26 protein-coding genes, 1 pseudogene and 1 riboswitch are annotated in these 25,020 nt (G+C 74.4%); of the genes and pseudogenes, 14 read left to right on the top strand and 13 right to left on the bottom strand.

The genetic code is table 11. The features are described 5' to 3' along the window. Window positions 1-26 precede the first annotated feature (26 nt). Window positions 27-1,070: an alcohol dehydrogenase catalytic domain-containing protein gene (locus ABZ881_RS07470; protein ID WP_358482623.1), complete on the top strand. Its 1,044-nt coding sequence runs from the start codon at window positions 27-29 to the stop codon at window positions 1,068-1,070. Between the two features lie 48 nt (window positions 1,071-1,118). Here ABZ881_RS07470 and ABZ881_RS07475 read toward each other — a convergent pair whose 3' ends face one another. Beyond that, on the bottom strand, window positions 1,119-1,421 hold the full coding sequence (locus tag ABZ881_RS07475) for a hypothetical protein (protein WP_358482624.1): 303 nt from the start codon (window positions 1,419-1,421) through the stop codon (window positions 1,119-1,121). A 33-nt stretch (window positions 1,422-1,454) separates the two neighbouring features. Between ABZ881_RS07475 and ABZ881_RS07480 the strand changes: the two genes are divergently transcribed. Both ABZ881_RS07480 and ABZ881_RS07485 read left to right on the top strand, forming a co-directional pair. Beyond that, window positions 1,455-1,691: a hypothetical protein gene (locus ABZ881_RS07480; RefSeq protein ID WP_358482626.1), complete on the top strand. Its 237-nt coding sequence runs from the start codon at window positions 1,455-1,457 to the stop codon at window positions 1,689-1,691. Window positions 1,692-1,798: 107 nt separating this feature from the next. After that, a complete protein-coding gene (locus ABZ881_RS07485; protein ID WP_358482628.1) occupies window positions 1,799-2,536 on the top strand; it encodes a class I SAM-dependent methyltransferase in 738 nt (245 codons plus the stop codon). Window positions 2,537-2,558: 22 nt separating this feature from the next. Here the strand turns inward: ABZ881_RS07485 and ABZ881_RS07490 are convergent, their stop codons facing one another. From ABZ881_RS07490 to ABZ881_RS07515, 6 genes are all read right to left on the bottom strand, one after another. After that, the gene (locus tag ABZ881_RS07490) at window positions 2,559-3,008 is read right to left on the bottom strand and encodes a hypothetical protein (RefSeq protein WP_358482630.1); all 450 of its coding nucleotides are present in this window, start codon (window positions 3,006-3,008) and stop codon (window positions 2,559-2,561) included. Beyond that, window positions 3,008-3,148 (bottom strand): hypothetical protein, encoded by a 141-nt coding sequence (locus tag ABZ881_RS07495; protein WP_358482632.1) that lies wholly within the window; start codon window positions 3,146-3,148, stop codon window positions 3,008-3,010. The genes ABZ881_RS07490 and ABZ881_RS07495 overlap by 1 nt, the downstream gene beginning before the upstream one ends. A gap of 64 nt (window positions 3,149-3,212) precedes the next feature. Continuing rightward, window positions 3,213-4,181 carry an iron-siderophore ABC transporter substrate-binding protein gene (locus tag ABZ881_RS07500; protein ID WP_358482634.1) on the bottom strand — a complete coding sequence of 323 codons (969 nt, stop codon included), beginning with the start codon at window positions 4,179-4,181 and terminating at the stop codon, window positions 3,213-3,215. Further along, the gene (locus ABZ881_RS07505) at window positions 4,178-5,038 is read right to left on the bottom strand and encodes an ABC transporter ATP-binding protein (RefSeq protein WP_358482635.1); all 861 of its coding nucleotides are present in this window, start codon (window positions 5,036-5,038) and stop codon (window positions 4,178-4,180) included. The genes ABZ881_RS07500 and ABZ881_RS07505 overlap by 4 nt, the downstream gene beginning before the upstream one ends. A gap of 2 nt (window positions 5,039-5,040) precedes the next feature. Continuing rightward, on the bottom strand, window positions 5,041-6,144 hold the full coding sequence (locus ABZ881_RS07510; protein ID WP_358482637.1) for an iron chelate uptake ABC transporter family permease subunit: 1,104 nt from the start codon (window positions 6,142-6,144) through the stop codon (window positions 5,041-5,043). Continuing rightward, window positions 6,141-7,196: an iron chelate uptake ABC transporter family permease subunit gene (locus tag ABZ881_RS07515; protein WP_358482640.1), complete on the bottom strand. Its 1,056-nt coding sequence runs from the start codon at window positions 7,194-7,196 to the stop codon at window positions 6,141-6,143. The genes ABZ881_RS07510 and ABZ881_RS07515 overlap by 4 nt, the downstream gene beginning before the upstream one ends. A 253-nt stretch (window positions 7,197-7,449) precedes the next feature. Between ABZ881_RS07515 and ABZ881_RS07520 the strand changes: the two genes are divergently transcribed. After that, the gene (locus tag ABZ881_RS07520) at window positions 7,450-8,130 is read left to right on the top strand and encodes a hypothetical protein (RefSeq protein WP_358482641.1); all 681 of its coding nucleotides are present in this window, start codon (window positions 7,450-7,452) and stop codon (window positions 8,128-8,130) included. An 81-nt stretch (window positions 8,131-8,211) separates the two neighbouring features. Here ABZ881_RS07520 and ABZ881_RS07525 read toward each other — a convergent pair whose 3' ends face one another. After that, a complete protein-coding gene (locus tag ABZ881_RS07525) occupies window positions 8,212-9,054 on the bottom strand; it encodes a MaoC/PaaZ C-terminal domain-containing protein (protein ID WP_358482643.1) in 843 nt (280 codons plus the stop codon). 144 nt (window positions 9,055-9,198) lie between these two features. On the opposite strand from ABZ881_RS07525, the gene rsfS reads away from it, so the two are divergent. From rsfS to ABZ881_RS07560, 7 genes and pseudogenes are all read left to right on the top strand, one after another. Further along, complete coding sequence (gene rsfS, locus ABZ881_RS07530) at window positions 9,199-9,591, top strand: ribosome silencing factor (RefSeq protein WP_358482644.1); 393 nt, start codon at window positions 9,199-9,201, stop codon at window positions 9,589-9,591. Then, complete coding sequence (locus ABZ881_RS07535; protein ID WP_358482646.1) at window positions 9,588-10,208, top strand: histidine phosphatase family protein; 621 nt, start codon at window positions 9,588-9,590, stop codon at window positions 10,206-10,208. Before rsfS ends, ABZ881_RS07535 begins: the two co-directional genes overlap by 4 nt. After that, a complete protein-coding gene (gene octT, locus ABZ881_RS07540) occupies window positions 10,201-10,944 on the top strand; it encodes a diglucosylglycerate octanoyltransferase (protein ID WP_358482648.1) in 744 nt (247 codons plus the stop codon). The genes ABZ881_RS07535 and octT overlap by 8 nt, the downstream gene beginning before the upstream one ends. Then, complete coding sequence (locus ABZ881_RS07545; RefSeq protein ID WP_358482649.1) at window positions 10,941-12,380, top strand: FGGY family carbohydrate kinase; 1,440 nt, start codon at window positions 10,941-10,943, stop codon at window positions 12,378-12,380. The genes octT and ABZ881_RS07545 overlap by 4 nt, the downstream gene beginning before the upstream one ends. A gap of 104 nt (window positions 12,381-12,484) precedes the next feature. Next, complete coding sequence (locus ABZ881_RS07550) at window positions 12,485-13,342, top strand: DegV family protein (protein WP_358482651.1); 858 nt, start codon at window positions 12,485-12,487, stop codon at window positions 13,340-13,342. A 195-nt stretch (window positions 13,343-13,537) separates the two neighbouring features. Continuing rightward, window positions 13,538-14,530: a ComEA family DNA-binding protein gene (locus ABZ881_RS07555; protein ID WP_358482652.1), complete on the top strand. Its 993-nt coding sequence runs from the start codon at window positions 13,538-13,540 to the stop codon at window positions 14,528-14,530. Beyond that, window positions 14,530-16,770: pseudogene (locus tag ABZ881_RS07560) on the top strand (ComEC/Rec2 family competence protein); the annotation flags it as partial. The gene ABZ881_RS07555 and the pseudogene ABZ881_RS07560, both read left to right, overlap by 1 nt. A 291-nt stretch (window positions 16,771-17,061) precedes the next feature. Here the strand turns inward: ABZ881_RS07560 and thrC are convergent. Then, on the bottom strand, window positions 17,062-18,330 hold the full coding sequence (gene thrC / locus ABZ881_RS07565) for a threonine synthase (protein ID WP_358482654.1): 1,269 nt from the start codon (window positions 18,328-18,330) through the stop codon (window positions 17,062-17,064). Window positions 18,331-18,336: 6 nt separating this feature from the next. Further along, a riboswitch (SAM riboswitch) is annotated at window positions 18,337-18,487 on the bottom strand. Window positions 18,488-18,632: 145 nt separating this feature from the next. Between thrC and holA the strand changes: the two genes are divergently transcribed. Further along, window positions 18,633-19,601 carry a DNA polymerase III subunit delta gene (gene holA, locus ABZ881_RS07570; protein WP_358483093.1) on the top strand — a complete coding sequence of 323 codons (969 nt, stop codon included), beginning with the start codon at window positions 18,633-18,635 and terminating at the stop codon, window positions 19,599-19,601. A gap of 76 nt (window positions 19,602-19,677) precedes the next feature. Here holA and rpsT read toward each other — a convergent pair whose 3' ends face one another. Next, a complete protein-coding gene (rpsT, locus tag ABZ881_RS07575) occupies window positions 19,678-19,941 on the bottom strand; it encodes a 30S ribosomal protein S20 (protein ID WP_344020241.1) in 264 nt (87 codons plus the stop codon). Between the two features lie 375 nt (window positions 19,942-20,316). On the opposite strand from rpsT, the gene lepA reads away from it, so the two are divergent. Further along, on the top strand, window positions 20,317-22,179 hold the full coding sequence (gene lepA, locus ABZ881_RS07580) for a translation elongation factor 4 (RefSeq protein WP_358482655.1): 1,863 nt from the start codon (window positions 20,317-20,319) through the stop codon (window positions 22,177-22,179). Between the two features lie 102 nt (window positions 22,180-22,281). Here lepA and ABZ881_RS07585 read toward each other — a convergent pair whose 3' ends face one another. Further along, entirely contained in the window at window positions 22,282-22,710 is a 429-nt protein-coding gene (locus ABZ881_RS07585; protein WP_358482657.1) for a MarR family transcriptional regulator, read from the bottom strand. A gap of 251 nt (window positions 22,711-22,961) precedes the next feature. Next, window positions 22,962-23,927, bottom strand: a complete 966-nt coding sequence (locus tag ABZ881_RS07590) for a zinc-binding dehydrogenase (protein WP_358482659.1) — start codon at window positions 23,925-23,927, stop codon at window positions 22,962-22,964. 44 nt (window positions 23,928-23,971) lie between these two features. Between ABZ881_RS07590 and ABZ881_RS07595 the strand changes: the two genes are divergently transcribed. Then, a complete protein-coding gene (locus tag ABZ881_RS07595; RefSeq protein ID WP_344020233.1) occupies window positions 23,972-24,178 on the top strand; it encodes a hypothetical protein in 207 nt (68 codons plus the stop codon). On the opposite strand, the gene ABZ881_RS07600 is transcribed toward ABZ881_RS07595, so the two are convergent. Next, window positions 24,150-25,001 (bottom strand): NAD-dependent protein deacetylase, encoded by an 852-nt coding sequence (locus ABZ881_RS07600; RefSeq protein ID WP_358482662.1) that lies wholly within the window; start codon window positions 24,999-25,001, stop codon window positions 24,150-24,152. The genes ABZ881_RS07595 and ABZ881_RS07600 overlap by 29 nt on opposite strands. Window positions 25,002-25,020: the final 19 nt, after the last annotated feature.

The raw sequence follows: 25,020 nt of genomic DNA on the forward strand, positions 1-25,020 counted from the left end.
CACCTGCGACCACGCGGAGGCAGCAGATGAAGGCACTCGTGTACCACGGCCCGGAGAGCAAGGCCTGGGAGGACGTCCCGGACGCGGCCGTCCAGGACCCGACCGACGTCGTCGTCAAGGTCGACACCACCACCATCTGCGGCACCGACCTGCACATCCTGCAGGGCGACGTCCCGGCGGTCACCGACGGCCGGATCCTCGGTCACGAGGCGGTCGGCACGATCACCGAGGTCGGCGGGGCGGTCAGCGGGTTCTCGGTCGGCGACCGGGTGCTCGTCCCGGCGATCACCAAGTGCGGCCGCTGCGCGTACTGCCAGCGCGGGATGCCGTCGCACTGCCAGACCGTCGGCGGCATCGGCTGGATCTTCGGGCACCTGATCGACGGGACCCAGGCCGAGTACGTCCGGGTGCCCTACGCCGACACTTCGCTCTACGCGGTACCCCAGGGCGTCAGCGACGAGCAGGCGATCTTCCTGGCCGACTCGCTGCCCACCGGGTACGAGGTGGGCGTGCTGGCCGGCAACGTCCGGCCCGGTGACACCGTCGCCGTCGTCGGGGCCGGCGCGGTCGGCCTGTCCGCGGTGCTCACCACCGGCCTGTGGGGCGCGTCGAAGGTGATCGCCATCGACTCCAACAAGTTCCGGCTGGAGAAGGCGCTGGAGTTCGGCGCGACCGACGCCGTCGAGGTCGGGCCCGGCACCGTCGGGGACGTGACGGCGCTGACCGACGGGCTCGGCGTCGACGTCGCCATCGAGGCGGTCGGCTACCCGGAGACCCTGCTGACCGCCGCGTCGCTGGTGCGGCCCGGCGGCACCATTGCCAATGTCGGCGTGCACGGCACCCCGGTGGAGCTGCCGATGCAGGACATGTGGATCTCCAACGTCACCCTGACGATGGGCCTGGTCGACACCGTCTCGATCCCGACGCTGCTGAAGATGGTCGCCGGCGGCCGGATCCCGGCCGAGAAGATGGGGACCCACGAGTTCACCTTCGACCAGATCGACGAGGCGTACGACGTGTTCAAGAACGCCGCCGCCAACCAGGCGCTGAAGGTCGTCATCCGGCCCTGAGGCCGGGCCCCGCGGCCGGCCGAGCGGATCGGCCGGCCGGCCGGGGCGTCACTCGTCGGACGCTGCCCGCTCCAGCCGGGCCCGGACCTGCCGCGACACCAGCAGCCCCAGCACGACGGCGACCACCAGCGCCACCCAGGAGAACCGCTTCAGCCAGGCCTCGGCGACCAGCCCGAGCAGCTGCACCGCCGCCACCGTGCCGCCGGCCCAGAGCGCCGCACCGGTGGCGTTCGCAGTGCGGAACGCCGGGTAGCGCATCCGCATCGTCCCGGCCAGCGGGCCGGCCAGGATCCGCAGCAGCGCGACGAACCGCCCGAACAGCACCGCCCACCCGCCGTGCCGATCGAACACCCGGCGCGCCACCGCGACGTGGTCCGGCCCCAGATGGCGCGGAACCGGCGGCCGAGCCGGTCCAGCAGGCCGGTGCCGTACCGGCGGCCCACGGAGTACCCGATCGAGTCACCGACGACCGCGCCGGCCGTCGCCGCCCCGGCCGGCGCGACCGGATCGATCCCCGGCCCGGGCCGGGCGGCCAGCAGCGCGGCCCCCACCAGCACGATCTCGCCGGGCAACGGCACACCGACGCTCTCCACGCCGACCACCACCGCGCACAGCAGGTAGATCGCGAGCGGCGGGACGCCGTCAGCCAGGTGTCGAGGTGCACGGATTTCATCATGCCTGGGTATGTCTGCTGCGGGGACCGGCCCGGCCGGGCATGATCCGCGGCCGTGAGCACACCGCTGGAGCAGGCCTTCCTGGCCGCGCACGAGGACCTGCCCCGTGAGGCACCCGGTTCGGAGGAGACCACGGCGCTGCTGCTGCAGCTCGTCGGACCGCTGCCGGAGGCACCGCGGATCGTCGACATCGGCAGCGGCACCGGCCCGGCGACGCTGCCGCTGGCCGCCGCGACCGGCGGCGAGGTGATCGCTGTTGACGCGCACCAGCCCTACCTGGCACGGCTGCAGGCGCGCGCAGCGATCTCCGGACTGGGCGAGCGGGTCCGCCCGCTGGTCGCGACCATGGACGACCTGCCGTTGCCCGACGGCGAGGCCGACCTGGTCTGGGCCGAGGGCTCGGCCTACATCATGGGTTTCGACGCGGCACTGGCCTCCTGGCGGCGGCTGCTCGCCCCCGGCGGCACCCTGGTGCTCACCGAGGCCGAGTGGACCACGACCGACCCGTCGCCCGGGGCCAGGCAGTTCTGGGACGCCGGGTACCCGGCGATGCGGACGACCGCCGGCAACGTCGCCGCCGCCCAGCAGGCCGGGTACACGGTGGCGGCCACCTACCTGCTCCCGGACTGCGACTGGGACGCCTACTACCGCCCGCTCGCCGCGCGGCTGGAGCTGTTGCGCGCCGACGGGGTGGATCCGGAGGTGCTCGACGAGGTCGGGCGGGAGATCCGGGTGCGCGAGGAGTTCGGTGCGGACTACGGCTACACCGGGTACGTGCTGCGGCCGCGCTGACCGGTACGCCCGCCGCCGGCACTCAGCCGCGGACGGCCCGGACGAACCAGGCGGCCGAGCCCAGCGCGACGCCGTCCGGCCCGGCGTGCCCGGCGAGCACCCGGCGCAGCGCGTCCTGCGCGGCCCGCCGCGCGGGCTCCGGCCGCCGGGCGAGCGCCGCGGCGACCCGGTCGAGATGGAAGGCCGTCGCGTCGTCGACGTCGGTGCCGAACCACATCGGGCTGCGCGCCCCGGTGATCCGGACGTCGGTGAACCCGGCACCGGACAGCAACGCCCGGCACCGGTCCGGATCGCCGAACGACACCGGGCCCGGGCCGTCCGCGGGTGGATCGGGGAGCTCCAGCGCACGGTGCACGACGGTCAGCCACTCCTGCTCGGCGAGCGATTGCCAGACCTGCAGCGCGATCCGGCCACCGGGACGCAGCGCGCGGTGCAGGTTCGCGAACGCGGCGGCCGGGTCGTCGAAGTACATCACGCCGTTGCGGCCGCGTTCGCCCGGAACTCCGGGAGGTAGCCGGCGACCCCGGCGTCGAACCGGGCCGCGAGTGCGGCCCAGAAGTCCCCGCCGCTACCGGCCCACACCGACCACTGTTGCGCGTTCGCCGTCGTCACCGGCGGGAGCGTAGCGCCGGCCCTCCCCCGTCACCGGCGGTCCGCCGGTGACGGGGGAGGGGTGTCAGGACAGGGTCTCGGCGAACAGCGGCACGGCGTTGTCGATCGCGTACCGGGTCGCCAGCGTCGATCCCGCCGAGAACGCCTCGACCAGGGTGGCGTCGTCCAGGATCAGCAGGTGGCCGGCCCGGGCGGCCGGGATCTGGTTCAGCACCGGGTCCTCGCGCAGCGGGGTGGCGTCGGCACCGATCGGGAACATCACCGTCAGGTCGGCGCTGAGCTGCTCGATCTGCTCGCGGGCCAGCTCGATGTAGAAGCTGTCCCCGGCCTGGTCCTGGATCTCCGGCTTGTTCACGAAGCCGAGGTTCTCCATGAAGTCGACCCGGCCGTCGCCGCGGACGTAGCCGCCGTACTGGTCGCTGAAGTACGCGCCTACCGCGACCGTCTTCCCCTCGAACTGGGGGTTCGCGGCCCGGGCGTCGGCGAACGCCTGCTCGATCTCGCTGATCTGCTGGGCGCCCTCGTCCTGCTTGCCGAGCGCCGCGGCGACCATCTCGTGCTGCTGCTGCCAGGGCGTGCCGTAGGCGACGACGCCGGCCGGCGCCGAGACCGTCGGCGCGATCTTGGACAGCTCGTCGTGCTTCTCCCGGCTGTTGTCCGAGCGGGTGTTGAGGATGAGATCCGGCTCGAGCGACGAGATCTGCTCGTAGCTGAGCTCGAGCGTGCCGAGCAGCGTCGGCGGCTCGGTGACCAGGTCGTCCGCCCACGGGCCGACGCCGTTGCCGCCGAAGGCCATCCAGTCGCTCACGGCCACCGGCTGCACGCCGAGCGCCAGCGCCGCCTCCGCGTCCGACCAGCCCAGCGCGATCACGCGCTGCGGGTCCGCGGGCACCGTGACCGGCCCGAACATGGTCTCGATGGTGGCGCCGTCGGTCGCCGGGGTCTCCTCGACCTGGCCGCAGCCGGCGAGGACGAGTGCGCCGGCGAGCAGGGTCGCCACGCCCGCCACCAGGCGTCGTCGCTGGAACCTCATGCTGTGTTCTCCACTTCGTCCGTGCTGCTCGGCGCGGTGGCCGAGACGTGGTGCCGCCCGATCGGCACGATCATGGGCGTCCCGGAGACGGGGTCGCGCAGGATGTCGGCGTCCATCCGGAACACCTCCTTGATCATTTCGGAGGTGACGATCTCGGACGGATGGCCCTCGGCCATGATGGAACCGGCCCGCATCGCGACCAGGTGGTCGGCGTAGCGGCAGGCGAGGTTGAGGTCGTGCAGGACGACCGCGATCGTCGTGCCGGACCGGCGGTTCAGGTCGGTCAGCAGGTCCAGCAGCTCGACCTGGTTGGCGAGATCGAGATAGGTGGTCGGCTCGTCGAGCAGCAGCAGGTCGGTGCGCTGGGCCAGGGCCATCGCGATCCACACCCGCTGCCGCTGGCCACCGGAGAGCTGGTCCACCGGCCGGTCGGCGAGTTCACCGGTGGCGGTGACGGCGAGCGCGTGCGCGACCGCCTCGTCGTCCTCGGCGTTCCACTTCCGGAACCAGCCCTGGTGCGGGTAGCGGCCGCGGCTGACCAGGTCGGTGACGGTGATGCCGTCCGGTGCGACCGGGGACTGCGGCAGGATGCCGAGCACGGTGGCGACCTCGCGGTTGGGGACCTCGCCGATGTCCCGGCCGTCGAGGTAGACGGTGCCCTCGACCGGGGTGAGCAGCCGGGCCAGCGCGCGCAGCAGGGTCGACTTCCCGCAGCCGTTCGGGCCGATGATCATCGTGACGGCCCCGGTGGGCACGTCGATGCTGAGGTCCGCGACGACCTCGCGCTTGTCGTAGGCGAGGCGGAGGTGCTCGGCGCGCAGGGTGTGCCGCGGGCTGCCGGCCGTGTCCTGGGTCATCGTCATCCTCCTCGGCCGGCGCGGTTCATCGTCGCCAGCTGGAACAACAGGTAGGGCGCGCCGATCGCGCCGGTGAGCACCCCGACGGGCAGCAGCGGCAGGCCCGGTGTGTGCTGCGCGAGGAAGTCCGCGACCAGCACGATCAGGGCACCGACGAGGGCCGACGCGAGCAGCGCCGGGCTCCCGTCGCGGGCCAGCCTGCGGCCGATCGGCCCGGCCAGCAGCGCCACGAAGGCGATCGGCCCGCTCGCCGCCGTCGCCACCCCGGCCAGTGCGACGGCGGAGACCAGCAGCCCCAGCCGGGCCTGCTGGACCGGCACCCCGAGCCCCTTCGCGGCGTCGTCGCCCATGCCGAGCAGGCCGAGCACCCGGGCCAGCAGCACGGTGACCGGGACCAGCACCGCCAGCGTGATCGCCAGCGGGACGGCCTGCGACCAGTTGCGTCCGCTGAGGCTGCCGCTGATCCAGACCAGCGCGTCGGACGCGCTGGTGACCTGCGCCCGGGTCATGAAGTAGCTGATCACGCTCAGCAGCAGCGCGGCCAGCCCGATGCCGACCAGGATCAGCCGGTAGCCGGTGACGCCGTTGCGCCAGGCCAGCGCGTACATGGCGGCCGCGGTGAGCAGCGCCCCGCCGAGCGCCATCGCCGACACGCCCAGTCCGTCCAGGCCGAACAGCACGATCCCGAACACTGCGGCGGTGCTGGCCCCGGTGCTGATCCCGATCACGTCCGGGCTGGCCAGCGGGTTGCCGAGCAGGGACTGGATCACGGTGCCGGACATGCCGAACGCGATCCCGACCAGGATCGCGGTGACGATCCGCGGCAGCCGCAGCTCCAGGACCACGTAGTTGGTGTTGCGGCTGCCCTGCCCGGCGAGGGTGGACAGCACGTCGGGCAGCGGGATCAGCGACTCGCCGACACACAGCGACACCGCGGCGACCAGCAGCACGCCCGCGCCGAGTGACAGGCCGACGCCGATCCGCCGGACCCGGGCCGCCGCCCGGCTGCGCAGCACCGCGGCCCGCTCGACGGCGCCGAACGCCGTGTCGGTAGGAACGGACGCGCCGTCGCCGGGGCCGGTCGCCCGGGGGGCCTCGATGCTCACAGGCTGCTCACCCGCCGTCCACGCACCAGTGCGATGAACACCGGCGCCCCGATGACGGCGGTGAGGATCCCGACCTGCACCTCGCCCGGGCGGGCGATGATCCGCCCGAGCACGTCGGCGCCGAGCACCAGCACCGGGGCGAGCACCGCGGCGTAGGGCAGCAGCCACCGGTTGTCCGGGCCGGCGATCAACCGCGCGACCTGCGGTATCGCCAGCCCGACGAACCCGATCGGCCCGGCCGCGGCGGTGGCGGCGCCGCACAGCAGCACCACCGACAGCCCGGAGACCACCCGTGCCCGGGTGATGTTCGCGCCGAGCGCCCTGGCCATGTCGTCGCCGAGGGCGAGGGTGTTGAGCAGCCCGCCGGAGAGCAGCGCGACGACGGCGCCGAGCGCGATGAACGGCGTCACCGAGGTGACGACCTCCCAGTCCCGGCCGGCCAGTGAGCCGACCTGCCAGAGCCGGAACTGCTCGAACGCGTCGGAGTTGGTGAGCAGCACGGCGGTGGTGAAGGAGACGAACGCGGCGTTCGCGGCGGCGCCGGCGAGGGCCAGCTTGATCGGGGTGGCGCCCTCCCGGCCGAGCGCGGAGACGCCGTAGACGACGACCGCGGCCAGTGCGGCACCGACGAACCCGAACCAGACGTAGCCGGACAGCGCGGTCAGGCCGAACGTGGTGATGCCGACGACGACCAGCAGCGACGCCCCGGCGTTGATCCCGAGCACGCCGGGATCGGCCAGCGGGTTGCGGGCGACGGCCTGCATCACGGTGCCGGCCAGGCCGAGGGCCAGCCCGACGAGTAGTCCCAGCACGGTCCGGGGCACCCGTTCCAGCCGGACGAACAGGTGGTCGTTGTTCGTGGGATCGAACGCCGTGAACGCGTCCAGAACGGTCGACGCCGGGATCTCCTTGGCGCCGACCATCACGCTGAGCAGGCACACCCCCAGCAGGACGGCGCCGGAGACCAGCAGCCCGGCGGCGCGCACGCCGATCCCGGTGTGTGTGCGGCCCGGCGGCGTCCCGGGCACGGTCACACCCGTGGCAGCGCTCATCGCCCGCCCACCTCCCCCCGGTGACCGCCCGCTGCGGATCGCGGGGCACCTGATTAGCGTTGGCTAACCTACGACCTGGTTTCGTGGTGGGCAAGATGGGCCCGAGGTCGAGATGCGATCGAGACGTCCGGGTCGGCGGGCTCCGGCGGCGGGTCGATCCTCGGTCGTCACTCCCCGCCGAGTGAGTGATGACAGAGTGCAAAATCTGACAGTCGGTGACGCTGAGCTGCGCTGATCGGGTTACCGTGGGGTCGTGATCGACGTCCCGACCCCGGCCGTCGCCGGGCTCCTGCTGCGCGCGGTGCCGCCACCGGTGCGCCGGGACGCGCATGTCGCCATGCACGCGCTGGCCTCCTGGGGGGCGGTGTCGGCGCAGCTCGTGCAGGACGCGGGCGGCGGCGTCGCCGACCACGACGTGCACGTCGACGGCGATCCCGTCCAGATCCCGTACCGGGTGGCGTTCCCGTGGCCCGCCGCGACGTACGTCGCGCGGCTGACCCCGCGGCGGCAGGCGGTGGTGGCCGCGTGGATGTCGCGCAGCGAGAACGCGGGCCTGCGCCAGCGCGCGGTGCGGGAGCTGTTCGGGGTGGACGAGCCGTGGGCCGCGCCGTTCGTCGTGCAGCTGTGCGGGGAGTACGTGCACGAGATCGGCGCCGACGTCGACCGGTTCGTCCGGGTGGAGCTCCCGCGCCGGCCCGAGCTGCGGCACGCCTACGCCCGGTTCGTCCGCGACAACCCGCGCTATCTCGCGACCACCCGGCACCGGGCCGTCGCGTTCCGGGAGCTCGACCACCGCTGGCCGCACCGCAACGACCCGCACCGCAGCTACCCGCAGATCGCCGCGCTGGACGCGCTGTCCGAGCTCGCCTACCGGGGCGGGGCGGACTATCCGGGGGACCCGGTGCAGGCCCGGGTCGCCGTCGCGGTCTCCTGAGCCGCAAGGCCGCAGTGCCGCAAGGCCGACCGGCCCGGTCGCCCGACCGGCCCGACTGCCCGGTCAGCCCGGTCAGCCCGGTCAGCCCGCCAGCGTCGCCGACCCGTGGTCGAGCACGATCTCGTCGCCGACCGCGGTCCGGAAGGCGACCGCGTCCCCGTCCCGCCACACCGCGACGGTCAGGGTCTGGCCGGGGACGACCGGCCGGGTGAACCGGGCGTCCATCCCGCGCAGCATCCCGGCGTCGGAGTCGCAGACGGTCGCGACCAGCGCCCGCGCGGTGAAGCCGTAGGTGCACATGCCGTGCAGGATCGGCTGCTCGAAGCCGCCCTTGGCGGCGAACTCCGGGTCGGTGTGCAGCGGATTGCGGTCCCCGGTGAGCCGGTAGAGCAGGGCCTGGCCGGGGGAGGTCCGGTAGGTCACGACGTGATCGGGTGCCCGGTCCGGGACCGGGTTGGGCGGCCGCGAGCCCCGGGCGCCGCCGAACCCGCCCTCGCCGCCGATGAACACCGAGCGCACGGTAGACAGCAGCGGCGCGCCGGTCTCGGCGTCGACCGCCTCCGCCTCGGTCCGCACCAGCGCGCCGGAGCCCTTGTCCAGCACCTCGGTGACCGTCGAGGTGACCCGGGCGCGGCCCTCCACCGGGAGCGGGGCGGCGAGGCGGAACGACTGCTCGGCGTGCACCAGCCGGGACCGGTCGATGTCGCCGAGATCGACCCGGGCGGTGCGGGTCACCAGCTCGGCGAACGAGGGCAGCACCACGGTCCGCACACCGGCGGTGTTCTCGGTGGTCAGCGCCAGCTCGGCGGCCGGATCCTCGGCGCCCGCGCCGACGGCGACCGCGTAGAGGAGCACGTCGTCCCGGGCCCACGCGAAGTTGACCGGCTCGCACTGCACGCCCTCGAGGTCGGGGGCCAACGCCATGGGGAGTCTCCTTCGACGGTCCACCGTGGGCGTGAACCTATCCCGCGCGGTGCCCGCCGCCCAACCCCCGGCGGCGCGGCTGACACACTGTGGTGTCGTCGGGCGAGTCCGTCCGAGGTAACCGAGCGGGGGACGTGAAGCGCAGTGACGGCATCACCGGAGGCGATCGAGCTGACGACGGTGGCTGCGGCCGCCGCGGCGGACAAGAAGGCCGCCGACATCATCGCCCTCGACGTGTCCGAGCAGCTGGTGATCACCGACTGCTTCCTGCTGGCGTCGGCGCAGAACGAGCGCCAGGTCCAGGCGATCGTGGACGCGGTCGAGGAGAAGCTGCGTGAGCGGGGGAGCAAGCCCACCCGCCGCGAGGGCGACGCCGACAACGGCTGGGTGCTGCTGGACTTCACCGACATCGTCGTGCACGTGATGCACACCGAGCAGCGCGGCTTCTACGGGCTGGACCGGCTGTGGAAGGACTGCCCGGCGATCGAGGTGCCCCGGGCCCAGCCGCCGGGCGATGACGAGGACGACGCGGGATGACGCTGCGGCGGGTCACACTGCTACGGCACGGCCAGACCGGGTACAACGCCGGCGGCCGCATGCAGGGGCACCTGGACACCCAGCTGACCGACGAGGGCCGCGCGCAGGCCGCCGCGGCGGCACCCCTGCTCGCCGGCGTGGCGTTCGACCGGATCATCACCTCCGACCTGAGCCGCGCGTACGACACGGCGATGGCCGTCGCGGCCCTGTCCGGGCTGCCGGTGTCGGTGGACAAGCGGCTGCGCGAGACGCACCTGGGCGACTGGCAGGGCCGCACCGTCGCCGAGATCGAGACCGCCGATCCGGGCGCGATCGCCTCCTGGCGGTCCGACCCGCGGTGGGCGCCGCCCGGCGGTGAGTCCCGGGTGGACGTCGTCGCCCGGTCGCTGCCGGTCGTCGCCGAGCTGGACCTGGAGTACGCCGACGACCCGGTGGAACGCTCGGTGCTGCTCGTCGCGCACGGCGGGATGATCGCCGGGATGGTGTGCGGGCTGCTCGACCTGCCGGAGTCGGCGTGGCCGGTGATCGGTGGCATGGGCAACGCGAAGTGGGCCGTGGTGGCCCGGCGCGACGACCATCCGCGCTGGCGGTTGTCGGGGTACAACATCGGTGCCTGACCTCCTGGTCGTCGCCGACTCGCTGGCCTTCCACGGTCCGGACCGGCCCTACCCGGCGGACGAGGCCCGGCTGTGGCCGAACGTCGCCGCGCACCGGCTCGGCGGCGAGGTGGAGCTGGTCGCCAGGGCCGGGTGGACGGCCCGGCACGCCTGGGCCGCGATCACCGGCGATCCCCGGGTGTGGGCGGCGCTGCCCCGGGTCGGCGCCGTCGTCCTCGGCGTGTCCGGGATGGACTCGTTGCCCTCCCCGCTGCCGACCGCGCTGCGGGAGCTGATCCCGGTGCTGCGGCCGCCGTCGCTGCGCCGGATCGTCCGCGCCGGCTACCGGCGCGCGCAGCCGGTGCTCGCACCCGCGCTGGCCCGGCTGCCCGGCGGCGGCCCGGCGACGCTCCCGCCCCGGCTCACCGTGCAGCACCTGGAGCGTTGCCGGGCGGGGGTGCACGCGCTGCGACCGGGGCTGCCGGTGGTGGCGATGCTGCCGTCGGTGCACCGGGCCGCCGACTACGGATCGGCCCACCCGCACCGGTCGGCCACCGAGGCGGCGATCCGGGCCTGGGCGGCGGGCGTTCCCGCGGTGTCGCTGCTCGACGTGGCACCGCTGGTCGCCGCGCACGTCCTCGGCGGGCGCGGCAACCCGGACGGCATGCACTGGGGCTGGGAGGCGCACCGGGCCGTCGGTGACGCGCTCGCGGAGCTCCTCGCCGGGCACCCGGCCGCAGCGGACACCCCGTCGTGAGCAGGCTGCTCGGAATCGACCTCGGCACCACCTCGGTGAAGGTGGCCGTGTTCACCGACGACGGCGAGCGGATCGCCGCGGCGACCCGCCGCCACCCCACCCACCGGCCCCGGCCGGGCTGGGCCGAGCAGGATCCGGCGGACTGGTGGCGCGGGCTGACCGGTGCCGTCGCCGAGCTGGACGCGGCCGGGGCGCTGCGTGATCTCACCGCCGTCGGACTGTGCGCGCAGGTCAACACCCAGCTCGTCGCCGACGACGCCGGCACGCCACTGCACCCGGCGATCACCTGGCAGGACGGCCGCTGCGCGGAGACCGCCGCCGGTCTGACCGAGCGGCTGGCCGCGGCCGACCGGGCGCGGGTGCGCGGCGGGCTCGGGACGGTCGACGCCTCGCACCCCGCCGCCCGCGCGGCCTGGCTGCGGACCCACCGCCCCGACGTGTGGCGGCGCACCACCCGGCTGCTGGCCCCGAAGGACTGGATCCTGGCGCAGCTGACCGGCCGGGCCGTCGCCGATCCGCTGTCCTCGATCGGCCTGGTCGGCCCGGACGGCGACCATCCGGCATGGCTGGACCTGCTCGTCCCGGGCCTGCGCGCGCTGCTGCCCGCACTGGCCGACCCGGCCTCGGTGGCGGGGGAGACCACCGGGGCGGGTGGCCTCCCGCCGGGCCTGCCCGTCGCCGTCGGGACGATGGACGCCTGGTCGGCGCTGCTCGGGGGCGGGATCGCCGCCCCGGGCGACGCGATCGACGTCGCCGGCACCTCGGAGGTCGTCGCCGTCGCCGCGACGCCCGGTGGCGGCGCCCCTGGGATCGTCACCTTCCCGACCTGGCGCGGCCTGCACGTGCACGCCGGGCCGACCCAGGCCGGTGGCGACGCCCTGAGCTGGGCGTGCTCGGTGCTGGGCGGGACCGTCGAGGAACTGCTCGGGCTCGCCGGGACCGCCGCGCCCGGGACGGTGCTGTTCCTCCCGCAGCTGGCCGGCGAGCGGGCCCCGCTGTGGGACCCGCACCTGCGCGCCCACTGGCTCGGCGCCGGATTCGGCACCGGCCGTGCCGAGCTGGCGCTGGCCGTGCTGGAGGGGGTCGCGCACGCCGCCCGGCACGTGCTCGCCGCGCTGGAGAGCGCCGCCGGCGCGCCGGTCCCCGCGCTCGCCGTCTGCGGCGGCGGGGCGAACAGCGACCTGTGGTGCCAGGTGAAGGCCGACGTGCTCGACCGGCCGCTGCGGCGCACCGCCGAGCGCGACGCCGGAGTGCTCGGCGCCGCGATGCTCGCCGGGCTCGCCGTCGGAACCGGTGGCTCGGTCGCCGGGCTCGCGGCCCGGATGGTGCGGGTGGACCGCGAGTTCACGCCCGATCCGCGGCAGCGCCGGCGGCTCGACGACGCCCACGACCGGTACCTCGAGGCCCAGCGGGCCCTGGCGCCGATCTTCCGGTGAACCACCGGGCAGGGTACCGCGCCGGGCGCCGTGGCTCCCCGCGACCGCACGGCCGGGCGGGCAGTCCGCCCGGCCCGGCCCCCGCACCCCGGTAGGGTCCCCGCGTGTCCAGCTCGCCGGTCGCCGTGGTCACCGACTCCACCGCCTACCTCCCGCCCGGCCTGGCGGAGCGGCGCGGACTGCGCGTCGTGCCGCTGGAGGTGCGCTACGGCGACCGGACCGCCCGCGACGGCGTCGACATCACCCCGGCCGAGCTGGTCGCCGCGCTCGCCGACCGGAACCTCGACGTCCAGACCTCGCGGCCGGCCCCGGCGGCGTTCGCCACCCTGTACGAGGACATCCTGCGCGGTGGCGCCGAGCAGATCGTGTCGGTGCACCTGTCGCGTGAGCTGTCCGGCACCTGGGACGCGGCCCGGCTCGCCGCCCAGGAGACCGCCCCGGACCGGATCCGGGTGGTGGACTCGCGAGCCGTCGCGATGGGGCTGGGCTTCGCCGTGCTGACCGCGGCGGACGTCACCGCCGGTGGCGGCGACGGTGCCGCGGCCGAGGCCGCGGCCACCGCGGTCGCGGCCCGGTGCCGGGTGCTGTTCGGGGTGCAGGACCTCGAACGGCTGCGCCGAGGTGGGCGGATCGGTGCGGCCTCCGCGCTGCTCGGGGCGGCGATCGCGGTGAAACCGCTGCTGCACCTGTCCGAGGGACGGATCGCACCGCTGGAGAAGGTGCGCACGACGGCGCGACTGACCGAACGGCTCGTCGCACTGGCCGTCGGGGCGGCGGCCGGGCCGGGGGCCAGGCTGGCGGTACACCACCTCGGGGCCTCGGACCGGGCCGAGGACATCGCCGACCGGCTCCGCGAGCAGCTGCCGCACGCCGCGGAGGTGCAGGTGTCGGAGGTCGGCGCGGTGATCGGGGCGCACGTCGGCCCCGGCCTGGTGGGGGTCGTGGTCGTTCCCGCCGGATGAGCTCCGCCGCACCGCCAGCACCTCCGTGACCGTTCGTCCGGCGGTCGCCGGCACCGGTCGATGTGTACCAGCGGGCACCGGTGATGACCGGCGTTGCGGGCCCCGCGGAACCCGGTTCGTCCACAACCGGCCGGTACATCCACAGGTTCGGAACTCGCCGCTGCACGACCCGTCCGCGCTCCTAGCGTCGGGGGCGTGACCAGGTCGGATGTCAGTCGAGTCCCGTCCCGGCGGCTCGCCGGGCTGACCGCGCACCCGCCGCGGCGCCCGCCCGCCGGGGCACCGGACCGTCCCGGTCCGGCCGCGGCGCCGGGTGCCGGCGGCCGGGTCCCGGAGGCCCCGACCGGCCGGGGATCGGACCCGCCGACGGTTCCGCTCGACATCGTGGTTCCCGGCCCGGTCGCTGCGGGATCGCGCCCGCCGGGCCGCAGTTCCGCGCGGCCCGCCGGTGCCGCACCGCACGGCGCCCGTCCGTCCCTGCTGCGCCGGACCGCGCTGCGATGGCTGCCGCCGTCGCTGTCCGGGGCCCGGGTCGACCCGGGCCGGCCGGCCGCGATCGTGCTGGTCGGTGTCGTACTCGGCGGTGCCCTGCTGGCCGGTGCCGGGGTGTGGTCGAACAGGCCCACCGCACAGCCTGTCGCCGGGCTGCCGGAGGTGACGGCCGCCCCGGTCGCCGCGGCGGGCCCGGAGGGCGCCGACCTCCCGGACGCCGCGGCGCCGGTCACCGCCGGGCCGCTGGTGATCAGCGTCGTCGGCCGGGTGGCGCGGCCGGGGCTGGTCCGGATCCCGGACGGCTCGCGGGTCGCCGACGCGGTCGACGCGGTGGGCGGCGCGCTGCCGGGCGTCGACCTGACCGGGGTCAACCTGGCCCGCCGGGTCGGCGACGGCGAGCAGATCGCGATCGGTGTCCCCGGCGCCGCACCGGACGCGCCGGCGGTCCCCGGCGGCGAACCGGCTTCCGGCGCCGAACCCGGTGCCGCCGGCGCACCCGGCACCGGGAAGGTCGATCTCAACCGGGCGACGGCGGCCGATCTCGACGCGCTGCCCGGCGTCGGGCCGGTGACGGCCACGAAGATCGTCGACTGGCGGACCGCGAACGGCCGGTTCAGCCGGGTGGAGCAGCTACGCGAGATCGACGGGATCGGCGAACGCCGGTTCGCGCAGCTCAAGGACCTGGTCCGGGTCTGATGCACAGCCGGCAGAGTTCCGGCGCCGGGTGGCGGACCACCCCTCGGCCGGGCCCGGGCGGTGACCGTGCACTCGGCACGGTCGGCACAGGCAGCACGGACGGGGAGGACCGCCCCGCCCCGCCCGATCTCCGGCTCGTCCCCGCGGCGCTGGCGACCTGGGGCGCTGTCCTGTGCGGGCTGCTCGGCGGGACGGCCGGTGGGATCGCCGCCGCACTGACCGCGGCGACGGTCGTCCTCACCGTGCTGCTCCGGGCGCGGATCAGCGCCCGCGCGTCCGCACCGGGCTCGATCGTGCTGGCCGCGGGCGGCTGCGCGGTGGTGGCAGCGGTGCTGGTGACCGGGCACGCCTCGGCGCTGGCCGCACACCCGCTCCGGGGGCCCGCCGAGCGCGGCGCGGCCGCGGAGGTCCGGGTGGTGCTGGGCGACGACCCGCGGATCCTGCGTGGTCCCGGTGGCGGCGACGAGTCGGGTTCGGCGCGGACGATCGCGCTCGCCCCGGCCGAGCTGGTCGCCGCGACGGCGGGGGACGGCTCGTGGACGACCGGCGGGAAGGTGCTGCTGCTGGCGCCGGCCGACAGCTGGGCCGGGCTGCTGCCCGGGCAGGCCGTCACCGCGTCCGGGCTGCTGGCACCGGCCCAGCGGCCCGATCTCACCGTCGCGGTGTTGCGGGTGCGGGGCGCGCCGCAGGATGTCGGGCCGCCGCCCTGGTGGCAGACCGTGGCCGGTGGGCTGCGTGACGGGTTGCGTGACGGTTCGCTCGCCGCGCTCCCCGAGGCGCCGGCCGGCCTGCTCCCCGGGCTCGCCATCGGCGACACCCGCTCCCAGCTCGCCGAGACCGAGCAGGACTTCCGCACCGCCGGTCTCGCGCATCTCGTCGCGGTGTCGGGGGCGAACGTGACCGTGGTGACGGGGGCGGTGCTGCTCCTGCTCCGCGCGTTCCGCGTGGATCCGCGGATCGCGGCGGCCGCGGCGATGCTGGCCCTCGTCGGGTTCGTGGTGCTCGCCCGGCCGTCCCCGTCGGTGCTGCGGGCCGGTGTGATGGGCGCGATCGTGCTGCTCGCGCTGGCCGTCGGGCGGGCCCGGTCGGCGCTGCCCGCGCTGTCCGCCGCGGCGCTCGGGCTGCTGCTCGCCGATCCGGCGCTCGCCGTCGCCGCCGGGTTCGCACTGTCGGTCGCGGCGACCGGTGCGCTGGTCCTGCTCGCACCCCGCTGGTCGGCCACGTTGCGGCGCCGCGGCGTACCACCCGGCCCGGCGGAGGCACTGGTCGTCCCGGTCGTCGCGGCGTTCGCCACCGCCCCGCTGCTGGCCGGGCTGAACGGCCGGATCGGTCTGGTCACCGTGGTCGCGAACCTGCTCGCCGCCCCCGCCGTGGCACCGGCGACCGTGCTCGGCGTGCTCGGCGCCGTGCTCTCGGCGGTCAGCGCGGACGCGACCTGGCTGTGCGCCCGGCTCGCCGGCCCGTTCGTGCAGTGGCTGGTGCTGGTCGGGGACCGGGCCGCGGCGGTACCGGGGGCGGAGGTGCCGTGGCCGGCGGGCACGGCCGGCGCGCTGCTGCTCGCCGGGATGCTGCTGGCGCTGCTGGCGCTGGGCCGGGTCCCACGGTTGCGGGCCGCGCTGGTCGCGGCGCTGGTGGGCGCGCTGATCGTGCTCGTCCCGACCCGGTTCGTGCCGCCCGGCTGGCCGCCGGCGGGATGGCGGGTGATCGCCTGCGACGTCGGGCAGGGCGACGCCCTGGTGCTGGCCACCGGTGTCGCCGGGCACGCGGTGCTCGTCGACACCGGGCCGACCGACGACGCCGTCGACGTCTGCCTGGACCGGCTCGGTGTCCGGGTGATCGACCTGGTGGTGATCACCCACCTGCACGCCGACCATCACGGCGGTCTGGCCGGGGCGCTGCGCGGCCGGGGGGCCGGCGGGGTCGCCGTTGGACCGGTGCGGGAGCCGGCGTCGGCGATGCGTGAACTCGTCCGGGTCGCCGGCCGGGCCGGCGTGCCGGTCGTCGCCCTCGCCCGCGGTGGTGAGCTGCGCTGGCCCGAACTCCGGGTGCGGGTGATCGGCCCGGTACGGCCACCCGGCTCGGTGGACGGCGACGACGGCACCGCGGTGAACGACGGCTCGCTGGTGCTGCACGCCGTCACGCCGGCCGGATCGGTGCTGCTGACCGGCGACATCGAGCTCGCCGCGCAGGACGACCTGATCGCCTCGGGCAGCGACCTGCGGGCCGACGTGCTGAAGATGCCGCACCACGGTTCCGGGAAGGTCGTCCCGGGACTCCTCGACGCGGTCCGGCCCCGCGCGGCGCTGGTCAGCTCGGGCATCGGCAACAGCTACGGGCACCCGAACCCGGAGCTGGTCGATCGGATGCTGCGCGCCGGGATCGTGGTCGCCAGGACCGACCGCTCGGGTGATCTCGCGGTGACCGGGGCCGACCCGGCGGAGCTGACCGTCGTCGTGCGGGGCGGGCCCCGTCCGGCGCCGGGTGGGCGGGGCCGCCGCCCGGCCGGGACCGGCGGGCCCGCCCGGTCCGGCTCAGCCGCGATGCGCCAGCGCCTCGCGCACGGCCGCGCTGGTGGACGGCACGGTGGCCGTCGGGCCGACCTCACCGGACACCGCGTCGAGGGTCTTCAGCCCGTCACCGGTGATCATCAGGACGGTCTCGGCGTCCGGGTCCAGCTTGCCGGCCTCGAGCAGCTTCCTGGTGGTGGCGACGGTGACCCCGCCCGCGGTCTCGGCGAACACGCCCTCGGTCTCGGCGAGCAGCCGGATGCCCGCGACGACCTCGGTGTCGGAGACGTGCGCGAGCGAGCCACCGGTGCGCCGGACGGAGTCCAGGACGTACGGACCGTCGGCCGGGTTCCCGATCGCGAGCGACCGGGCGATGGTGTCCGGCTTCTGCGGCTGGATCACGTCGTGGCCGGCCTCGAACGCGGTGGCGACCGGCGAGCAGCCGGTGGCCTGCGCCCCGAACACGGTGTACGGGGTCGGCTCGACCAGGCCGAGGCGGCCCAGCTCGGTGAACCCCTTGTCGATCTTGGTGAGCTGCGATCCGGAGGCGACCGGGACGACCACCTGCTGCGGGAGCCGCCAGCCCAGCTGCTCGGCGACCTCGTAGCCCAGGGTCTTGGAGCCCTCGGCGTAGTACGGGCGGACGTTGACGTTCACGAACGCCCAGTCCTCGTGCTCCGCTGCGAGCTCGGTGGCCAGCCGGTTCACGTCGTCGTAGTTGCCGTCCACGGCGAGCAGCGTGCCGCCGTACACCGCGGTGGTGATGATCTTCGGCTGCTCCAGGGAGGACGGGATGAGCACGACCGAGTCCCAGCCCGCACGGGCCGCGGCGGCCGCGACGGCGTTCGCCAGGTTCCCGGTGGACGGGCAGCACAGCACCGAGAAGCCGAGTTCGCGGGCCGCGGCGAGGGCCACCGCGACGACCCGGTCCTTGAACGAGTGGGTGGGGTTGCCGGTGTCGTCCTTCACCCACAGCTTCCGGACACCGAGCGCACGGGCCAGGTTGTCCGCCTCGATCAGCCGGGTGAGGCCGGGCTCGGTGTTGCGGTGCTCCTGCACGGTGCTCGGCACCGGCAGCAGGTCCTTGTAGCGCCAGATCGACTTCGGTCCGGCCTCGATCGCCGCCCGGGTCACCTTCGGGAAGTCGTAGGCCACCTCGAGCGGCCCGAAACACCGGGGGCAGGCGAACTCGGCGGCCAGCGGCACCTCGTGGCCGCACTCCCGGCAGGAGAGCGCGCGGGCCGGGCCGAGGTCGTAGGCGGAGGTCGTTTCGGGCGCAGCAGTGAGAGTCACGAGATCTCCTCATCTGTCCCGCCGGGCCGGCGGGTCGGAATTGGCACCGTGTTCGTCGACGTCCTGCTGCGCGGTCACGCGCAAGCGGGCGGATCGTCGTGCGACGCCGGTTGCCGGGGCTTCAACGGGCCGTTCCCTCTGCCCCTCTGGATGAGCCATATGCGGTTGTGGCCGGCCGAAGATCCGCCGGGCGACGAGAACGCTACGCGACGTGGTGCGCCCCTGGCCAGCCGAACCGCCTCGATGGGGACGCGGCTCACCGGCTGTCGGGGGAGTGGGCCACGATGAACGGCGTGAGCAGGATGCGTGACGCCGGACCGCCCGCCCCGCTGCAGCTCGTGGTGGGCGACGAGGAGTTCCTGGCCGAACGGGCGGTGTCGGAGCTGGTCCGCCGGATCCGGCAGGACGATCCCGAGGTCGAGCTGCGCCGGTTCCGCACGTCCGAGGTCGCGCCCGGCGAGCTGGCCGGCCACCTCAGCCCGTCGCTCTTCGCGGAGAGCAGGGTGATCGTGCTCACGCACGCCCAGGACACGACCAAGGACATGCTCGCTGCGCTCGCCGAGTACACGAAGGATCCGGCACCGGGGATCGTCCTGGTCGCCCAGCACGCCGGCGGCGCCAAGGGCAAGGCGGTGGTCGACCTGCTGAAGAAGGCCGGCGCGCAGGTGACCACCTGCAACCGGATCACCCGCGCCGACGAGCGGTCCGACTTCGTGCACGTCGAGGTGCGGCGCAACGGCGGGAGCATCACCCCCGGTGCGTTGGCCGTGCTCGTCGAGGCGGTCGGATCGGACCTGCGCGAGCTCGCCGCGGCAGCCGGGCAGCTCGTCGCCGACACCGGCGGGAAGATCGACGAGGCCGGGGTGCGCCGCTACCACCGCGGTCGCGCCGAGTCGTCCGGCTTCGCGGTCGCCGACGCGGCGGTGGCGGGGGACCGCCGAGGTGCGCTGGAGGCGCTGCGCTGGGCCCTCGTGCTCGGGGTCCCGCACGTCCTGATCGCGGACGCGCTGGCCGACTCGGTGCGCACACTGGCGAAGGTCGGCTCCGCGGGCCGCGGCGACCCGAACCGGCTGGCCGGCGAGCTGGGCATGCCGCCGTGGAAGATCCGCAAGGCGCAGGGCACCGTCCGGCAGTGGCGTCCCGAGCAGCTGGCCGTGGCGATCGCCGCGACCGCCCGGGCCAACGCCGACGTGAAGGGTGTCGCCGCCGATCCCGGTTACGCGCTGGAACGGGCGGTGCTGGCCGTCGTCGAGGCCCGCACGGCGCGCTGACCCGTAAAGGCCCCACACACGACGACGGCGCCGCCCCGGTGCGGGACGGCGCCGTCGTGCTGCGCGAGCGGCTTGCTCAGGAGCCGATCTTGTTGAGCTGCTTGGCCAGCGACGACTTGCGGTTCGCCGCCTGGTTCTTGTGGATGACGCCCTTGCCGGCCGCCTTGTCCAGTGCTCGCGCCGCCTTGCGCTGCAGCTCGGCGGCGTTGTCCGCACCCTGCTCCGCGGCCTCGCGGAAGTGGCGGATGGCGGTCTTGACCGACGACTTCACCGACTTGTTGCGCTGGCGGCGCTTCTCGTTGGTCTTGACCCGCTTGATCTGCGACTTGATGTTGGCCACGTCTACCTGGTCTTCCTGCCTGCTGAGTTTCGGCTGGTCTGCTCGAGTCCGGTCCGCTCCGGCGGCACCGGACGGTCGTACCGTCCCGGGCGAGCACGCCGAGCGCTCAGCGGTCAAGGCTACCAGCGGGGAATTCCGGGCTCCCTGCGGGGCCGCTCCGCCGGTACCGGACCTCTCCAGACGCGGTACGGGACGAATCTACCGTCGAGCACCGCGGGCCCCTCGTCCGGCCGCCTCGCCGGCCCCTCCCGCGGCGATCCCTCCTCCGCAGGAGCCCGGCCCGACCGGCGCACCCGGCTGCCGTGGGGGCCGCCGGTCGCGACATGGGACGATGGTCGCGGACCCGACGCGACAGCGAAAGCCGAGTACAACCGAGTGACGACGTACGCCGACCGCACGTTCACCCCGCCGGAGCGCATCCGGAACTTCTGCATCATCGCGCACATCGACCACGGGAAGTCGACGCTGGCCGACCGCATGCTGCAGGTGACCGGCGTGCTCGACGAGCGCAGCGCCCGGGCGCAGTACCTGGACCGGATGGACATCGAGCGCGAGCGCGGCATCACGATCAAGGCGCAGAACGTGCGTCTGCCGTGGACGGCGAAGAACGCCGACGGCGAGCAGACCGAGCACGTGCTGCACCTGATCGACACGCCGGGGCACGTGGACTTCACCTACGAGGTGTCCCGTGCGCTGGAGGCCTGCGAGGGCGCGATCCTGCTGGTCGACGCCGCGCAGGGGATCGAGGCGCAGACCCTGGCCAATCTCTACCTGGCCATGGAGAAGGACCTGCACATCATCCCGGTCCTGAACAAGATCGACCTCCCGGCGGCCGATCCGGAGCGCTACGCCGCGGAGATCGCGCACATCACCGGCTGCGAGCCGGAGGACGTGCTGCGCTGCTCCGCCAAGACCGGCGAGGGCGTGGAGGCGGTGCTCGACGCGGTGGTCGCCCAGGTGCCCGCGCCGGTCGGCGACGCCGACGCGCCCGCCCGGGCGATGATCTTCGACTCGGTCTACGACACCTATCGCGGCGTCGTCACCTACGTCCGCGTCGTGGACGGCAAGCTCGCGCCCCGCGAGAAGATCAAGATGATGTCCACCGGCGCTGAGCACGAGCTGCTGGAGATCGGCATCGTGTCCCCCGAGCCGAAGCCGAGCGACGGGCTCGGGGTCGGCGAGGTCGGCTACCTGATCACCGGGGTGAAGGACGTCCGGCAGTCGAAGGTCGGTGACACCGTCACCAGCAAGCGCCACGGCGCCGACACCCCGCTGACCGGCTACCGCGAGCCGAAGCCGATGGTCTACTCCGGGCTGTACCCGATCGACGGCTCGCAGTACCCGGAGCTGCGCGAGGCGCTGGACAAGCTGCAGCTCAACGACGCCGCGCTCACCTACGAGCCGGAGACGTCGGCGGCGCTCGGATTCGGCTTCCGCTGCGGCTTCCTCGGCCTGCTGCACCTGGAGATCACCCGGGACCGGCTGGAGCGCGAGTACGACCTGGACCTCATCTCGACCGCGCCCAACGTCGTCTACCAGGTCACCACCGACGACGGCGCCGAGCTGGAGGTCACCAACCCCAGCGACTGGCCGACCGGCAAGATCGCCGAGATCCGCGAGCCGATCACGAAGATCACGATCCTCACGCCGTCGGAGTTCGTCGGCACGATCATGGAGCTCTGCCAGAGCCGGCGCGGCCAGCTCGGCGGGATGGACTACCTGTCCGAGAGCCGGGTCGAGCTGCGCTACACGATCCCGATGGGCGAGATCATCTTCGACTTCTTCGACGCGCTGAAGTCGCGCACCCGCGGCTACGCCAGCCTCGACTATGAGGAGGCCGGCGAGCAGGCGGCCGACCTGGTCAAGGTCGACATCCTGCTGCAGGGCGAGCCGGTGGACGCCTTCTCCGCCATCGTGCACAAGGACTCGGCGTACGCCTACGGCACGTCGATGGCCACCAAGCTGCGCGAGCTGATCCCACGCCAGCAGTACGAGGTGCCGATCCAGGCCGCCGTCGGCGCGCGGATCATCGCCCGCGAGACGATCCGCGCCATCCGCAAGGACGTGCTCGCCAAGTGCTACGGCGGCGACATCAGCCGCAAGCGCAAGCTGCTGGAGAAGCAGAAGGAGGGCAAGAAGCGGATGAAGACCATCGGCCGGGTCGAGGTCCCGCAGGAGGCCTTCGTCGCGGCGCTGTCCACCGGCGGCGGCCAGGCGACCGAGAAGCCCAAGAAGTAGCGCACCCGGACAGGAGAGCGGGCCCGGATCCCTGAGGGGTTCCGGGCCCGTGGTGTACGTGGGGGCGAGGGGAGGGGAGGGGAGAGGAGAGGAGAGGGAGCTCTACACGACGGATCCTGCGCGGGGGCCGGGGATCGTGCTGTCGCACGCGGCGGCACGGGCGGTGGGGGTGCGGCGCGGGGAGAGGATGCGCTGCACCCGCTGGCACACCGACTCGACCACGGTCCGCCCTTCGGCCGACAGGTGCACCAGCACCCGGCGGCGGTCGAGCGGATCGGCCGACCGGTAGGCCAGCTTCCGTTCGACCAGACGGTCCACGATCCGGGTCGCGGTGGGTGCGGGCAGCGACGTGTGTCCCGCGATCTCGCCCATGCTGCGGCCGGTGCCGCGGGCGAGCATCAGCAGGACCCGCCAGCCGTCACGGCTGACCTCGGTCGTGGAGGGATTGGTGGACAGGGCTGTGGCCACGGCGTGGTCGACCCGATCCAGGAACTCGACGACACCCGTGGCTCCAGGCGCCGGGGCTGCCATGGTGGCAGCACCCGACGCCCGTCGACTGAAAGGCTCGGTCACGATGACGGACTGTACTTGCCGAACCGGCGAAATCCGACCCTGTCCTGGGGAAACCGGACCCCAGCGCCGGGCGGTTGTCACACTGCGGTGACGAACATGGCCTGGACCAGCGTGGATGGACACCGGCCACCGCCATCCGGGTGCATCACGACTGCATCACATCCGGATCACGTAACAGACTTGTGACGCGGGACGATATGGTTGTCCGCTCAGCGGGTCAGCACGACCTTGCCGGCCGTCCGACCGGCCGCCATCGCCTCGAACGCCTCCTTCGCCGACTCCATCGGGAGCTCCATCCCGATCTCCGGGGCGATGCCGGAGGTCGCCACGAAGTCCATCAGGTTCGCCAGCTCCTCCCGGGTCCCCATCGTCGAGCCGACGACCTCCAGCTGGAGGAAGAACAGCCGCTGCAGGTCCGCGGGCGGGTTCGGCCCGGACGTGGAGCCACAGATGACGATCCGCCCGCCCGGCTTCAGCGCTCGCATCGAATGCTTCCAGGTGGCCTCGCCGACCGACTCCATCACCGCGTCCACCTTGCCGGGCAGCTTCGCCCCGGACTCGAAGGTGGCGTGCGCGCCGAGCCGCTCGGCGAGCGCTCGCTTCTCCTCGTCCCGGCCGGTGACCCAGACCGTCAGGCCGGCCGCCACGCCGAGCTGGACCAGCGCCGTCGACACCCCGCCGGACGCGCCCTGGACCAGCACCGTCTGGCCGGGCTGCAGACCGGACCTGGTGAACAGCATGCGGTAGGCGGTGAGCCAGGCCGTGCCGAGCACGGCGCCCTGCGCCGGGGTGAGCCCCTTCGGCGCGGGGACGGCGTTGCGGGCCGGGACGATCACCTTGTCGGCCATCGTGCCCTGGTGCCGCTCGGTCAGCAGGGTGCGCTTCGGGTCCAGGGTCTCGTCCCCGCGCCAGTCCGGGTCGCCGATGATCGGGTAGAGCACGACCTCGGTGCCGTCGTCGAGGGTGCCCGCGCCGTCGCACCCCAGGATCATCGGGAACTGGTCGGGTTTGATGCCGACACCGCGCAGGGTCCACAGGTCGTGCATGTTGAGGCTGGCGGCGGAGACGGACACCGAGACCCAGCCGTCCGGGACCTCCGGATCGGGTCGCTCGCCCACGACGAGGGAGTCGAGTGGGGCGTCGGCGTTGGGCTCCTGGGCGTACACAGCGAACATGGGCCCGAACCTAGCCGCTGCGCGGCCGTACTACCGTGTGGAGTGTGCGCACGATCATCGACGCCTGGGACGCCTTCGAGCTGTGGCTGACCCAGCTCCCGTTCCTCTTCCAGGTCGTGTTCGTGACCGTCGTGGTGCTGCCGCTGTGCGCGGGCGTGGCGATCGGGCTGGACCGGGTCACCGAGCGGTTCGACCGGGCGCCCGACGGCCGGGACCGGGGGATCAGAGCGGACGCGCGGCGAGCGCGGTGAGGGTCTCCGAGCAGCCGGCGTCCACCCGGACGGTGGCGAGCTCGTCGCCCCGGGTCGCCCCCCGGTTGACGATCACCACCGGGACCCCGGCCTTCCACGCCGCCCGGACGAACCGCAGGCCCGACATGACCTGCAGCGACGACCCGGCGACCAGCAGCGCGCCGTCGTCAGGGGTCAGCGCGCCGACCGCGGCGTAGCAGCGGGCCACCCGGTCGCGCGGGACGTTCTCGCCGAAGAAGACCACGTGCGGTTTGAGCGTGCCGCCGCAGGCGCCGCAGGGAACGATCCGGAACCCCTCGGTGATCTCGACGGCGGCGTCGCCGTCCGGGGCCGTCTCGACCTCGGCGCTGTGCGCCTCGGTGAATCCCGGGTTCGACGCCGTCAACCGGGCCTGGAGCTCCTCGCGCGGGCTGGTCCGGCGGCAGTCCAGGCACACCACCTCGTCGATCCGGCCGTGCAGGTCGATCACCCCGCGGTGCCCGGCGGCGTCGTGCAGGCCGTCGACGTTCTGGGTGATCAACCGCTCGACCAGGCCGGCCGCCCCGAGCGCGGCGAGCGCGACGTGCCCGGGGTTCGGCTCGGCCCGGCGCATCCGCGCCCAGCCGACGTGGCTGCGCGCCCAGTAGCGGCGCTGCGCGGGCACCCCGGAGACGAACTCGGAGTACGTCATCGGGTTGCGTGGCCGCGAGCCGGGCCCGCGGTAGTCCGGGATCCCGGAGTCGGTGGACAGTCCGGCACCGGTCAGGGCGACCAGCCGGCGTCCGGCCAGGAGCTCGGCCACCGTGTCCGGGTCGGTGCTGATCCCGGGTGCCGGAGCGGTCATGCCCACCAGGGTAGGCCGG

It is taken from the genome of Pseudonocardia sp. NPDC046786, from assembly GCF_040645415.1.
Lineage (GTDB): Bacteria > Actinomycetota > Actinomycetes > Mycobacteriales > Pseudonocardiaceae > Pseudonocardia > Pseudonocardia kongjuensis.

What these genes read in the sequence shown, in the direction of transcription:
- ABZ881_RS07525 (WP_358482643.1), bottom strand. Translation starts at nt 9,054, where the DNA reads ATGGCGTTGGCCCCCGACCTCGAGGGCGTGCAGTGCGAGCCGGTCAAC.
- ABZ881_RS07470 (WP_358482623.1), top strand. Translation starts at nt 27, where the DNA reads ATGAAGGCACTCGTGTACCACGGCCCGGAGAGCAAGGCCTGGGAGGAC.
- ABZ881_RS07480 (WP_358482626.1), top strand. Translation starts at nt 1,455, where the DNA reads ATGGCGCGGAACCGGCGGCCGAGCCGGTCCAGCAGGCCGGTGCCGTAC.
- ABZ881_RS07490 (WP_358482630.1), bottom strand. Translation starts at nt 3,008, where the DNA reads ATGTACTTCGACGACCCGGCCGCCGCGTTCGCGAACCTGCACCGCGCG.
- ABZ881_RS07600 (WP_358482662.1), bottom strand. Translation starts at nt 25,001, where the DNA reads ATGACCGCTCCGGCACCCGGGATCAGCACCGACCCGGACACGGTGGCC.
- holA (WP_358483093.1), top strand. Translation starts at nt 18,633, where the DNA reads ATGCGTGACGCCGGACCGCCCGCCCCGCTGCAGCTCGTGGTGGGCGAC.
- ABZ881_RS07515 (WP_358482640.1), bottom strand. Translation starts at nt 7,196, where the DNA reads ATGAGCGCTGCCACGGGTGTGACCGTGCCCGGGACGCCGCCGGGCCGC.
- ABZ881_RS07500 (WP_358482634.1), bottom strand. Translation starts at nt 4,181, where the DNA reads ATGAGGTTCCAGCGACGACGCCTGGTGGCGGGCGTGGCGACCCTGCTC.
- ABZ881_RS07585 (WP_358482657.1), bottom strand. Translation starts at nt 22,710, where the DNA reads ATGGCAGCCCCGGCGCCTGGAGCCACGGGTGTCGTCGAGTTCCTGGAT.
- ABZ881_RS07505 (WP_358482635.1), bottom strand. Translation starts at nt 5,038, where the DNA reads ATGACCCAGGACACGGCCGGCAGCCCGCGGCACACCCTGCGCGCCGAG.
- ABZ881_RS07590 (WP_358482659.1), bottom strand. Translation starts at nt 23,927, where the DNA reads ATGTTCGCTGTGTACGCCCAGGAGCCCAACGCCGACGCCCCACTCGAC.
- ABZ881_RS07535 (WP_358482646.1), top strand. Translation starts at nt 9,588, where the DNA reads ATGACGCTGCGGCGGGTCACACTGCTACGGCACGGCCAGACCGGGTAC.